Origin of the sequence: Xanthomonas sp. GPE 39 (assembly GCF_000963005.1) — a bacterium.
Classification (GTDB): Bacteria; Pseudomonadota; Gammaproteobacteria; order Xanthomonadales; family Xanthomonadaceae; genus Xanthomonas_A.
Genome location: NZ_JZHZ01000007.1, coordinates 2,244,197 through 2,257,489 on the forward strand (window position 1 = coordinate 2,244,197; position 13,293 = coordinate 2,257,489).

7 protein-coding genes and 1 pseudogene are annotated in these 13,293 nt (G+C 62.6%); all 8 read right to left on the reverse strand.

Annotated elements, in window-relative coordinates; all coding sequences use genetic code 11:
- Positions 1-50 precede the first annotated feature (50 nt).
- Positions 51-326, reverse strand: coding sequence for a hypothetical protein (locus tag XALGPE39_RS09460; RefSeq protein WP_045727966.1), 276 nt, complete (start codon positions 324-326; stop codon positions 51-53).
- The gene (locus XALGPE39_RS09465; protein WP_045727967.1) at positions 316-2,664 is read right to left on the reverse strand and encodes an FdhF/YdeP family oxidoreductase; all 2,349 of its coding nucleotides are present in this window, start codon (positions 2,662-2,664) and stop codon (positions 316-318) included. The genes XALGPE39_RS09460 and XALGPE39_RS09465 overlap by 11 nt, the downstream gene beginning before the upstream one ends.
- Positions 2,661-3,500, reverse strand: coding sequence for a formate dehydrogenase accessory sulfurtransferase FdhD (gene fdhD / locus XALGPE39_RS09470; RefSeq protein WP_045727968.1), 840 nt, complete (start codon positions 3,498-3,500; stop codon positions 2,661-2,663). The genes XALGPE39_RS09465 and fdhD overlap by 4 nt, the downstream gene beginning before the upstream one ends.
- Before the next feature lie 406 nt (positions 3,501-3,906).
- Positions 3,907-4,212: a hypothetical protein gene (locus XALGPE39_RS15670; protein WP_152624867.1), complete on the reverse strand. Its 306-nt coding sequence runs from the start codon at positions 4,210-4,212 to the stop codon at positions 3,907-3,909.
- 147 nt (positions 4,213-4,359) lie between these two features.
- Positions 4,360-4,716: a hypothetical protein gene (locus tag XALGPE39_RS15675; protein ID WP_152624868.1), complete on the reverse strand. Its 357-nt coding sequence runs from the start codon at positions 4,714-4,716 to the stop codon at positions 4,360-4,362.
- Positions 4,717-4,761: 45 nt separating this feature from the next.
- Positions 4,762-5,334 (reverse strand): annotated as a pseudogene (locus XALGPE39_RS09475) (transposase); the annotation flags it as partial.
- Positions 5,327-10,528: an RHS repeat-associated core domain-containing protein gene (locus tag XALGPE39_RS09480; protein WP_082061874.1), complete on the reverse strand. Its 5,202-nt coding sequence runs from the start codon at positions 10,526-10,528 to the stop codon at positions 5,327-5,329. The pseudogene XALGPE39_RS09475 and the gene XALGPE39_RS09480, both read right to left, overlap by 8 nt.
- The gene (locus tag XALGPE39_RS09485) at positions 10,515-13,250 is read right to left on the reverse strand and encodes a PPC domain-containing protein (RefSeq protein ID WP_161795336.1); all 2,736 of its coding nucleotides are present in this window, start codon (positions 13,248-13,250) and stop codon (positions 10,515-10,517) included. The genes XALGPE39_RS09480 and XALGPE39_RS09485 overlap by 14 nt, the downstream gene beginning before the upstream one ends.
- Between the last annotated feature and the right edge of the window lie 43 nt (positions 13,251-13,293).

The following is a 13,293-nucleotide window of genomic DNA, read 5'->3' on the forward strand; positions in this document are numbered from 1 at the left end:
ATCCCACACGGGCATGAAAGATCGAGCGCACGAGGCCGATTGGCAGCGTTTCAAGGCACAGCGCCCTGCATCCGCGCTTGTGCGACAGCCTCCCCCCGCCCCGCCTCAGTGAGCAGCGCCCACTCGCGCGCATCGTGACGACACAGCAGCACCCATCCTGGCCCTGGACGCCCGTCCAGCGCTGCTTCACCGAGCCAAGCGAGAGTGCGCAGCAGCACGCTCATGCGCACATCCAGGCGTTTGCATAGACGTGGCAGCGGCAGCCCCTGCGGCGCTTGCGCCAAGACCTGCAGCACGCGCGCGGTCAGCAGCGGATCAGCTGACAAGCGTCATTCCGATATCCCGGGGCGCGGCGGCGACCGGGTCGGCCACATGCGGCGTCACCACCACCGGAATCGACTTGGAGGTCGGCGTGCGCGCCTCGTCGGCGAAGCTGGACAGCGGCACCAGCGGGTTGGTCTCCGGATAGTAGGCCGCCAGACAACCACGCGGGATGTTGTACGCGACCAACATGAAGCGCTTGGCCTGGCGGCGCACGCCGTCCTCGCACAGGCTCTCCAGATCCACCCAGTCCCCGGCCTGCAACCCCAGCTCGGCCATATCGGCGGCATGGATGAACACCACCCGGCGCTCGCCGAACACACCGCGATAGCGGTCGTCCAGGCCGTAGACCGTGGTGTTGTACTGATCGTGCGAGCGCGTCGTGGCCAGGGTGAACACCGGTTGCCCCGGACGCGCACGGCGCGCACGGTGGATCGGATGGTCGGTCGGCACCGCCTGCACCTTGAACACCGCGCGGCGCTCCGGCGTCTCCCACACGCGCTCGCGGGCGGAATTGGAGAGGCAAAAGCCCCCCGGTACGCGGACGCGTACATTGAAATCGGCGAAGTCGTCGAAGACCTGTGCGATCAGATCGCGGATGCGATCGTAGTCGGCAGCCAGCCAGCGCCAGCGGATGGCACTGCGCGTGCCCAAGGTGGCCTCGGCCAGACGCGCCACAATCGCCACCTCCGACAACAGATGCGGCGAGGCCGGCGGATTGATCCCGGCCGACAGGTGCACCATGCTCATCGAATCCTCGACACTGACATGCTGCGGCCCGGCATCCTGGATGTCGATCTCGGTACGCCCCAGACACGGCAGAATCAGCGCGTCGCGGCCATGCACCAGATGACTGCGGTTGAGCTTGGTCGCCACGTGGACCGTCAGATCGCAACGTTGTAATGCGCGATGAGTGACCTCGGTATCGGGCGTGGCGGTGGCGAAGTTCCCCCCCATGCCGAAGAACACCTTGCCGCGCCCATCGGCCATGGCTTCGATCGCCGCGACCGTGTCGTAGCCATGCGCGCGCGGTGGATCGAAACCGAACACGGTCTGCAGCCGATCCAGAAACTCGACCGGAGGTTTTTCGTAAATCATCATCGTGCGGTCGCCCTGCACATTGCTGTGACCACGGACCGGACACACGCCGGCACCGGGACGCCCCAGATGCCCGCGCAGCAGAAGCAGGTTGACGATCATCTGGATCGTCGCCACCGAATGCTTATGCTGGGTGATGCCCATGCCCCAACAGGCGATCAACCGCTCCGATTTCAGGTAGATCTCGCCGGCGTGGCGCAGTTCGACTTCACTCAACCCGGATTCTTCGACGATGACGTGCCACGGCTCGGCGGTCACCTCGGCGGCGAACGCATCGAAATTGGCGGTGTGCTGGGTGATGAACGCCACGTCCAGCAACCGCGGCTGCCCCGCGCGCGCGGCCTCGGCATCGCGCTCGAGCACGTACTTGATGATGCCCTTGACCGCGGCCAGGTCGCCACCGATCTTCAACTGAAAGTAGTCCGATGCAATCCGCGTGGAGCCGTTGTACAGCATCTCCAGTTTGTCCTGCGGATCAGCGAATTTCTCCAGCCCACGTTCGCGCAACGGATTGAATGCGACAATCGACGCACCACGCTTGGCAGCCTGGCGCAGTTCACCGAGCATACGCGGATGATTGGTGCCGGGATTCTGGCCGAAGATGAAGATCGCATCGGCCAGTTCGAAATCGTGCAACGACACCGTGCCCTTGCCGACGCCGATCTGCGCACCCATCGCCGTCCCCGACGGCTCATGGCACATGTTCGAGCAGTCGGGAAAATTGTTGGTGCCGAACTGGCGCACGAACAACTGGTACAAGAACGCGGTTTCATTACTGGTGCGCCCAGAGGTATAGAAAATCGCTTCGTCGGGCGAGGCCAGACCATTGAGATGCTCCGCGATCAGCGCGAACGCGGCATCCCATTCCACTGGCACGTAGTGGTCGCTGGCGCTGTCGTAGCGCAACGGATGGGTCAGCCGACCCTGGCCTTCCAGCCAATAGTCACTGTACTTGGCCAACTGCGCGACGCTGTACTGCGCGAACAGCGCCGGACTGGCACGGCGTGCGGTGGATTCAGCGGCCACGGCTTTGGCGCCGTTCTCGCAGAATTCGAAGGTCGAGGTATGTTCGCGGTCAGGCCAAGCGCAGCCGGGACAATCGAACCCATCGGGCTGATTGGCATGCAGCAGGGTTTTTGCACCCTGCACGGCCACATCCTGTTCCAACAGATGCTTGGCAACCGAGCGCAGCGCGCCCCAGCCACCCGCCGGCTGCGTGTAAGCCTGGATGGTCTTCTTGCTCATGCGGGTTCTCCTGAATATTCGGACAAAGCAAACCGCTGCGGGTGGCTATAGACAACGCAATCGTGATCGCGGGCGAAGCCGATCAGGGTCAGGCCGGCGCTATCGGCCAACGCGATGGCCAGCGCCGTCGGCGCGGACATCGCGGCCAACAACGGGATACCGGCTTGCGCGGCCTTCAGCGCCATCTCGTAACTGGCGCGGCTGGTTATCACAGCGAAACCGCAGGCCGGATCGATGCCTGCAGCAGCCAACGCCCCGATCAGCTTGTCCAAAGCGTTGTGCCGACCAACGTCCTCGCGTATCAGACGAATCTGGCCCTGCGCGTCTGCCCACGCTGCGGCATGGGTGGCGCCGGTCAACGCGTTGAGCGTCTGCTGTTCGCGCAATTCGCGCAACGCGCGCGCCAGTGCCGACGCCGCGATTGGGAGACTGGCGGAGAGCCGCTTCGGCGCACGCAACACCGCCTCCAACGCGGCATTGCCACAGATACCGCAACCGCTGCGCCCATCCAGGTTGCGCTGCCGTGACTGCAGCGCGGCAGCGTGTTGCGGGGGAATCTGCAAACGCAGCGACACGCCTTCCAAGTGAGTCTCGATGGCGACAATGCGCAATTGCGCCGGCATTACCACGATGCCCTCGCTGAGCGAGAACCCCAAAGCGAAATCCTGCAGATCTTCGGGTGTGGCCATCATCACCACGAAAGGCGCATCGTTGTAGGCGAACGCCACCGGCACCTCAGCAGCCACCAGGTCATGGACCTGCGCAATGTGTCCATCGCGTTGGCGGCACACCGCACGCGCTACGGCACCCGGTCTGGGACAGGCCTGCGATTCCACGGGACGCCTCCACCGATCAATCGAACAAGAACACCGTTCATACGGGCGAGCTGGACACCGGCACGACGGCGCTGCGCCCAACAGGATCCTCAGCACTATGTTGTAGACCTGTAACGATGGCGAAGCAAGGCCCGTATTAAGGATCCAGGGCGGCCGCCATGGCGCATCCTGAGACCGGCCGGCCTGCGGACATCTTGGGCGATGTGCGTGCCGTCACTGGTCACACCCACTGCCCCTAAACCCGCCAGCCCTCGAACGGGTAGTAGATCCAAAAATTGGCCCGCGTGCCGGTGGTCAGTGTCGGGGAGTTGCTCGCGACCGGGAACGGCGCCAGATTGACCGGTGTGAACACGAAGGAGAATTTTGGCGGGACTTCGGATATCACGTTGGGCTTGAACCCGCCCTACTAAACCTCAAAGATCGATGCATACCAATATGCGCGTTTGTCTCGAAACCAAGTTGAAAATTTTTCTTGGTCGAATGCGTATAGTTGTTGCATGGAAATTTCATAACGTCGAAATAATGACAGCAGCTCGCGCAAGCAATTTTCAGTGATTGCACCCGCACTGACACGCAAATAAATGACTGGCCCATGACCCTCGCATTTTTCGATGCAGGGGATTTTCTTCGCCCAGTCAAAAAACGCCGATTCGTCATTTGCGGAATAGAACCTAACTCTAAGTGCTTCGAGTTCGATTACATCATCAGTCATCGTCTCCGCCCTCCAGGGTAGACATTTATGTAGCCGCCGCCAGGTGTTTGAACATCCCAATGTGCTACACCATGCGTACTGCAACCTGACAAAGAAGGCGCCCAAACATCACGGCCCGCCTCTCCCAACCACTGATAGCGAAAGCTCCTAAACCGCATTTATTAATTTCAAGCATATATCCAAAGAATGTACAGTGATCCTACCTGCCGGAGATAACAAAAATTCCATAATCTTCATCTCGTCCTCGATGCTAAACAATGCTTCGTATATTCGAAGCCCTCCATCAATGCCAGAAACATCAACCCGAACCAATTTAACCCCATTAAAAATAATGCGCCCGGACTGCGATCCCGAGCATTCAGGCAGACCATTAAAATTTTCATTCAAGTTCAGAATTGAAACTTCAAGAAATTCCCCACTCAAAGAAAATTCACTGATTTCGCAATCATGAAGATAGCCTTTCTCAAAAATAAATTCTTTAAGATAATCAGCACTTATCTGCATCGTCAGAACCCTGAGAAATTTACTTCTTACTCATCCTAGAGCGTGTTATGAACTTTGAAGTAGAGACGTGGCATTTCCAAGCATGAGGATGGAGAAGACGACGAAGTGGAGTCCAGCCAGGGTTTCGGGAAGACGTTCGTAATCACGGGCCAGGCGTCGGAACCGATTGACCCAACCGAAACTGCGCTCCACGACCCAGCGGCGCGGCAGCAATACAAAACCTTTCTTGGTCTCCGGCAGTTTTACGACATGTAGTTCGATGCCTTCCTCCTGCGCGGCTTCAGCCGGCCCTTCGCCTGTGTAGCCTTGATCGACGAATGCCAGTTTCACCGTCTCGCCCGTGACATGCTGAACTTCCTGCGCCAGCGATCGCACCTGAGCTCGTTCCTGCTCGTCGGCTGGCGTGACCTGCACTGCTAGCAAGTGGCCGAGCGTGTCCACTGCCATGTGCACCTTACTGCCCTTCTTGCGCTTATAGCCGTCGTAGCCCGCACGCGGTCCGCTTTCGCATGTGGACTGTAGCGTTCGGCCATCTAGGATCACGGCGCTGGGCTGCCCCTGCTTGCCTTGCGCTACCCGCAAGATCGAACGCAAATCGTTGACCATGGCCTCAAAGCAGACAGCCTGTAACCACCGTACCACCTACGCTTACATTTTCGAACGGCCCAGCGATATCACATACTGTATCACCATCGGAACCTGCAATATGCACGCCCGCTTGGGCTCCAGGCAAGCCCACAGCTGCTCCATAGCCGTCATATGTGTAAGAAGCAATATTGCCATGACCATCAATGACTGCACCTATTCCTATAACGCCGGAGAAACCTATACCACCAATGGTATATGAATAAGAACCTGAAAAACCAATCTGAAAGGTCCAAAGCCCATATGGATCAAAGAATGAGATTGGATTACCTCCAACATATGTATAACTATTGACCCCGCCCGCCAACTTAATCGGATCCTCGCTAACGAACCGCCCCAACTCCGGCGTGTAATACCGCGCACGGTAGTAATACAATCCGCTCTGATCGTGCTCGCGCCCGGTGTATTGATACGGATTGCTGTAGCTCGTGCTGCTCTGTGTGGTCGCTCCATACGGATCGTAGTCGTAACGCTGCACCGCGTTGCCATTCGTATCCGTCAACAATCGTGTGCTGCCCAACGCGTCGGTCAGGAAGTAAGTGCGTCCGCCGTTATCGTCGCGCGCGTAGCGTTCGTCGATGCCCAGGCCGGTCAGGATCGGGTTGATCTTTGCTCCTTGCGTCTCCTGCACCGCGTCCAAGCCGTCGTACAGATATTGCGTGGTGGTGCCGTTCTCCGTCCTGGTGCTGCGTCGGCCCAGCGCGTCATAACTGTAGCTGGCGATGACGGTGCCGCCTTGCGTGATCTGACTCAGGTGGTCGCGGTCGTCCCAGGTGTAGGTTCTGGTGCCATCACTGAGCAGGTGGCCGTCTGCGTCGTAGCTGCGTGCGTTGCCGTTGGCCTGGGTCTGTCGGCTGTTGTCGTCGAAGCTGTTGTTGGTGCTGGCAGGCGGCAGCGCTTGCGGCGCATGGCTGCCGGTCTGTGCGACGAGTAGCCCTCGGCTGTCATAGCCGTAGCCCAGGCTACCCAGCGCCGTTTGTCCCACCTTGCCCCAGGCAAGCCCCGTCACCTGATTGGCGTCGTTGTACACGTACACCGTCTGTACCTGATTCGGCAGCGTCTTGCTGTTCAGGCGATTGGCGTTGTCGTAGGCGAAGCTCACCGTGTCGGTGCCCTGGGCGATGCCGGTCAGGCGGTCGCCGTCATCATAGGCATAACTCACCGGCGTCTGCGTGGCCGCCTGCATGCTGGTCCGCCGGCCCACGGCGTCGTAGCCATACACGATGCTGCCTTGCGGGCCGTTGGCCTGGGTCACCTCATCGAAGCCGTCGTAGCTCCAGCTCAGCGTGCCCGACAGGCTGTCGGCCAGCGCCACCAGTCGATTGCCGGCGTCGTAGCTGGCGGTCAGCGTGCCGCCCGCGCCGGGCAGCGTGGCCGTGCTCGGGCGGCCCAACGCGTCGTAGCTGTACGTGGTGGTGCGGTTGCGCCGGTCGGTGTGGCTGGCGACCCGGTCCATGCTGTCATAGGTCCAGGTCTCCGCCTGGCCCAGCGCGTCGGTGCGGCTGATGCGGCGGTCGCGTGCGTCGTAGGCATACGTCACGCCCGCCCCGTTCGGCAGCAGGATCGCCGAGACGTTGCCGTTGGCATCGAAGCCCGTGGCCACGCTGTTGCCCTGCGGATCGACTGCCTTGGTCTGCCGGCCCAGCGCGTCGTACTCGAAGCGCGAGACATTGCCTTGTGCGTCCTGCACGCCGATCAAGCGGCCCAATGCGTCGGTGCGCAATTGCGTCTGCCGGCCCAGCGCATCGGTGATCGCGGTCAGGTCGTCGTTGCTCCAGGTGAAGCTGCTGGTGTGGCCGAGGGGGTCGGTCACGCTCAGGCGTTGCCCGGCGCCGTTGCAGGTGGCGGTGCTGGTCTGGCCCAACGGCGTGGTCACCGAGGTCAGGCAGCGGTTCGTGTAGCCAAAGCTGGTGGTGCGGCCCAGGGCATCAGTAATCGCGGCCAAATCGCCATCGCCGTTGTAGGCGAGCGTGGTGCTGCGCGCCTGCGCGGTGCCGGCCAGTTGGGTGATCTGGAGCGGGCGTCCGGCGCTGTCGTAGGCGTACTCGGTACGCCGGCCCAGGGCGTCGGTGCGGGCCGTGGTCTGGCCGCTGGCGGTGCGCTCGTAGGTGATGGTCTGCGCCAGGGGCGTGCCATAGGCCAGCGTGTCGCTACTCGGGTAGTGGCTGACCGGGTCGAACACCACCCGGCGCTGGCTGCCGTCCGGCTTGGTCACCAGCACCCCGGTGGTGTTGCCATCAACATGCGCGTAGTTGATCGTCAGCACTCCGCCATCGGCCTGGGTCTGTTTGACCACCCGGCCCGTCCAGGTGCCATTGGCGCTCTCGAACTCGTTGAACAGCACCCGCTGCTGTTTGCTGTCGGTGATGGACTCCAAGCGCGCCTGATAGGGCAGCGTGTCGGCGCCTTCGCGGATCCCGGCGGCCTGGCGGATCTTGTAGTAATAACTGCGCGTGCTGCCGTCCGGGCGGGTCACCTGCGACAGGTAGCCGTCGTCGTTGTAGGCGTAGGACCAGGTGTTGCCCAGTGGGTCGCTCAGCGTATTGATGCGGTTGTTGCTGTCGTAGCCGATGCTCAGCGAACGCCCCGTGGCCGAGACGATGTGGCTGACCAGGCCGGCATCGTAGGTGTAGTCCACCCGGTTGCCGAAGTGGTCCAGGCTCCACTCCAGCCGATTGGGCGAATACTGATTGAAATACATCATGCTGCCGTCGCGCAGCGTCAGCAGGTAGCCGTGACCGCGCGGGCTGCCCTGGGTGATAGTCGCACCGGCGTAACCGGAAACCGAGCCGATCTGCTGCCATTGCCCGGCCAACCCACTGCCGGACACACGCGCGAACGTCACCGGCATGCCGCCGGGCAACACCAGTTGCAGTTGGTTGTAATCGACCGTGGACGGGTTGACGCACTGAGTGCTACCTGAACAACCGTGCTGCAAACCGGTCGGCGGCGCGTAGAGCGTGTAACGGAAATTGGCCGCCGTGCCGATCCCGAAGTCCTGCTTGTTGGGGTCGCCCGGGCGATAGGAGCGCGTCACCACCAACGGTGACAGGCCCGGCACCACCGCGTCGGTCTCGGTATAGGAAAACTCCCCGGTATACAGGTCGATCGGGTCGCCCGCCGTCGCGCCGCCACCGCCAGCCTCCTTGCCGCAGCCATCGCTGCAGTGCGGCGTGTCCGGGTCCGGTGGTGGGGTGTGGGTGTCGATGCTGTAGCTGGCGCCCATGGTCTTGTACAGCGCCACCCCGCCTTCCGGGGCGATGCGCGTGCCGTCGCTGGTCACCCGCCCCTGCCCGTACACCCGCCAGCCCTCGGACGGGTCGTAGATCCAGAAATTGGCCCGCGTGCCGGTGGTCAGCGTGTCGTAGTTCGGGTACAGGATCTTGATCCCCTGTGCCGCCTGCGGGGTCAGCGCCTGCACCGTGGCTCCGCCTGGTTCCAGGGTGAAGTACATCGGGTAGTTGCTCGCCACCGGGAACGGCGCCCGGTTGACCGGCGTGGGCACGATGGAGAGTTGATGCACCAACGCGCCCTTGCGGTCGCGGATCACCGTGCCGGCCGGAATGTGGATCTGCAGCCCCGGCATATCCGGATGGGTGAGCACCATATCCTGCTTCAACGGCGAGGCGATGGCCGTGGTATCACGGGCGCTGATCCGTGGCAGATACATCGTGTAGGGCAGCCGGGTGAGCTGCCCGGCCTGCAGATCGACGCCGACCACGAACTCGCCGTACTGGTGCCCGGCGGCATTGGCCGCACTGCCATCCACGTACAGCTCCTGGTGGCCAACAGGCAGACCAGACAACACAAAGCGGCCGCTAGGATCGGTGTGCGTGATCTGCTTGCCCACGCTGACCGCCACCCCGGCGATGGGCTGGCCGTCCACCAACAACACCTGACCGCTGACGCTGGTGCGCTGGCTCGCCATCGCCACCGCCTCCAACGCGCTCAGCGCCGGCTGCGCCGGTTGTGCGCCAGGCGCCCGCCAGCGCGCATCGGTGTTGTCCTGGCCCGGACGCCAGGTGCCATCGGCCAGCAACGCATGCGCGCGGCACGGCAACGGGTGCGATTGGCCGCAGCCCAACAGCGTCGCCGATGGCCGTGCGGCCACGCCAGGCGCCTGCACGGTGGGCGCCGCCGCACTCGCGGCAGTCTTCCACTCGATCACCGACAGCGGCAGCGCGGCGCCATCCAGCCCATGTAGGCCGTCCACCATCACCGTGTAATCCGTGCCGGGGAACAGCAACGCATCAGGTTGCACAAATACCAGACGCCCGCCTTCGGCCGTCGTCACCCGCGCCTCGACCGGACCCGCTGGACCCATCAAGGCCACGGTGGAACCATTCACCTCGCTGCCGCGCACCGGGCGCGTGAAGCGCAGCGCGATGCGCGTGGCCGGATCGACCCGCGCGTCTTGGTCCTTCGGCGACGCCGCAGCCACCGCCAACGACGTGCCGAACGCCGCGCCCACCGGCCCCGCCGAGGCGAAGGTTCCGGTGGTCGGATCAAACACCACATCCTGCGACGCCGGCTGGCCACGGCCATCCGTGCCGCCGGACAGGCGCACCTTGCCATCGGCCTGCAGCGTGGCGGTCTGACCCACCCGCGCCGGCATGACGATCTCCGTCACCTGCTGCGTGCGCGGGTCCCATAGCTGCGCATGATCGGGAGCGCCCTTACCGCCTGCCACCAGCAGGCGGCCATCACTCAACACCGTGGCGCTATGACCTGCGCGCGGATGCACGCCGTCCAGCGCCGTCGGCACCCAGCCGCCCTGCTGCGGATCGATCAGCACGCCGGTCTTGCGCAGCGCGCCATCGGCGCCAGCGCCGCCCCACAGCAACACCCGACCATCGGCCAGCCGGGTCAGGCTGGCGCCCTGGCGCGGTTCCAGCATCTGCCAGTTGCGCAGGGGATGCGGGTTGTCCGCGGCCATCAAGACCAGCGTTTGGCCCGTGGCCTCCAGCCGCAGCAGCCGACCGCCTTCCAGCACCACGCGCGGTGGCGTGGACGCCATTACCGACGCAGCGGATGCCGACGTCGATACGGCACTCGGCGCGCCGGCACCCTGCTGCGCCCAGCCGGTGGGCACACTCGCCAAGGCCGCGAACATCCCCAGGCCGACGCTGCATATCCATCCTTTCAATGCGATCTTAGGGGTTGGCATGGGAGATTTCCTTGGCTTGAGAGCGACTGCCGGTTCCCACCAGCAGTTGTGAACTGACCGTCTCACCGTAGTGCGGATCGACGAGGACCGTGTACGTGCCGGTGGTCGGAAGTTTGGTCAGGTTCAACGACCCGCTCGCACTCACCGAGACCGTATTCAAGAGCGTTCCATCCGGCGCATAGACCGTGTAATCGACCGCGCGACTGGCCGGCACCGTGGTTTGCGCCGAGACCCGCAGCACCAACCCCTGCCCCGCCGTGCCGCTAAAGCTCAGCCGGCTGTTCTGCCCGCGGCGCGTCAGGCTCACTGCCTTGGCCGTACCCAGCACCAAGCGATCGGTGAGATCCGTGGACAGCGTGGAAGTGAATTTCATGGTCTGGTCGCCGTCTGGCGGTGGCGACAGCACCACGCTGTACGTCCCCGCCTTCAGGTTGGATAGGTTCACCTGGCAACCGTTATTGGCTGCCGCACAGGTCTGGCTGCCCACTGCGTTGCCAGTGGGATCGGCAATTTGCAGGGACATCGTCGACGTTGTGTTCGACGTCACCAGGTCGCTCAGTGCAAAGCCCAGGTTTTGCCCAGCAGTGGCGGTGAAACTCAAGTACACCTTCTGCCCGGGTACCGTGGTGGCGGAACTGCCCGGCGTGCCATTGACCGTCATCGTGCCGGTGACGGCCGACGCAAGCAGTACGCTGGCGCTGGCTGTCTCGCCATAATGCGGATCGACGAAGACGGTGTACGTGCCGGTCGTTGGCAACTTGGACAGGTTCAAGGTCCCGTTCGTCGCCACCGACTGGGTGTTCAATTGCGATCCATCCGGCGCGTAAACCGTGTAATCGACCGTGCGACTGGCCGGCACCGTACTCTGCCCAGAAACCCGCAGCGCAAGCCCCTGCTGACCCGCCGTGCCGCTGAAGCTCAGGCGGCTGTTCTGCCCGCGACGCGTGAGACTCACTGCCTTGGCCGTGCCTGACACCAGACTATCGGTGAGGTCGGTGGACAGCGTGGCGGTGAACTTCATGGTCTGGTCACCGTTTGAAGGCGGCGACACCACCACGCTGTACGTCCCCGCCTTCACGTTGGACAGGTTCACCTGGCAACCATTATTGGCCGCCGCGCAGGTCTGGCTACCCACCGCGTTGCCTGCGGAATCAGCAATTTGCAAGGACAGGTTCGACGTCGTGTTCGACGTGACGATGTCGCTCAGTGCAAAGCCCAGGTTTTGCCCGGCGGTGGCGGTGAAACTCAGCGACACCTTCTGCCCGGGCACCGTGGTGGCATAGTTCCCCGGCGTGCCATTGACCGGCACCGTGCCGGTGATGGCTGAGGAGGAGGACGAGAGCAACAGGCTGGCGCTGGCGGTTTCGCCATAACCAGGATCGACAAAGACCATATACGTGCCGGTCGTAGGCAACTTGGACAGGTTCAAACTGCCACTGCCAGTGATCGACGCGCTGTTCAATTGCGATCCGTCCGGTGCATAGACGGTGTAATAGACACCGCGCGCCGTCGGCACCGTGCTTTGCCCGGAAACCTGCAACACCAATCCCTGCTGCCCCGCCGTGCCGCTGAAGCTCAGACGTGCGTTCTGGCCACGGCGCGTCAGGCTCACCGATTTGGCCGTGCCAAGCACCAGACTGTCGGTGAGATCGCTGGAGAGCGTGGCGGTGAACTTCATCGTTTGGTCACCGGTTGTCGGCGGCGACACCACTGCGCTGTACGTGCCAGCCTTCAGGCCGGACAGATTCACCTGACAGCCGTTATTGGCCGCCGCACAGGTCTGGCTACCCACCACATTGCCGGCGGAATCGGCGATTTGCACAGACAGATTCGACGTCGCGTTCGGCGTGACGATGTCGCTCAGCGCAAACCCCAGGTTCTGCCCGGCAGTAGCGGTGAAACTCAGCGCCACCTTCTGCCCGGACATGGTGGTGGTGTAGCTCCCCGACGTACCGTCGACCGGCACCGTGCCGGTGATGGCCGAGGAAGACGAGAGCAACAGGCTGGCGCTGGCGGTTTCACCATAACCAGGATCGACAAAGACCATGTACGTGCCGGTGGCCGGCAACTTGGGTAGGCTCACGCTGCCACTGGCCGTAATCGACGCACTGTTTAATTGCGACCCATCCGGCGCATAGACCGTGTAATAGACACCGCGCGCCGTCGGCACCGTGCTTTGCCCGGACACATTAAGCGCCAGCGACTGCTGTCCCGCCGTGCCGTTGAAGCTCAGACGAGCGTTCTGGCCACGCCGTGTCAGGCTCACCGATTTAGCTGTGCCAAGCGTCAGACTGCCGGTGAGATCGCTGGAGAGCGTGGAGGTGAACTTCATGGTTTGGTCGCCATCCGATGGTGGCGACACCGACACGGTATACGTACCCGCCTTCAGGTTGGGCAGATTCACCTGGCAGCCGTTATTAACTGCGAAGCACGATTGAGCGGTTAAAATCTGGCTATCCGGATCAAAGACTTGCAGTGACATATTCGACGTCGAATTCGACGTAACAATATCGCTCAACGCAAACCCAAGGTTCTGCCCGGCAATGGCGTTGAAATTCAAATAGACGCTCTGCCCAGACACACTGGTGGAATAACTAGCTGACGTACCGTCAACCGACGCGGCACCTGTGATCACGGAAGAAAGCAGCACCGTCGCATTGATCATCTCACCGTAATACGGATCGACGAAGACCGTGTGATACGCCCAGGGTTCCGTAGACACTCAAGACCCTCGTTGCGCGTAGCGCCGTTCAAACTCTACAGGA

Excerpts from the sequence above, each read along its gene's own strand:
- XALGPE39_RS15675 (WP_152624868.1), bottom strand. The coding sequence starts at position 4,716 with ATGCAGATAAGTGCTGATTATCTTAAAGAATTTATTTTTGAGAAAGGC.
- XALGPE39_RS09480 (WP_082061874.1), bottom strand. The coding sequence starts at position 10,528 with ATGCCAACCCCTAAGATCGCATTGAAAGGATGGATATGCAGCGTCGGC.
- XALGPE39_RS09465 (WP_045727967.1), bottom strand. The coding sequence starts at position 2,664 with ATGAGCAAGAAGACCATCCAGGCTTACACGCAGCCGGCGGGTGGCTGG.
- XALGPE39_RS15670 (WP_152624867.1), bottom strand. The coding sequence starts at position 4,212 with ATGACTGATGATGTAATCGAACTCGAAGCACTTAGAGTTAGGTTCTAT.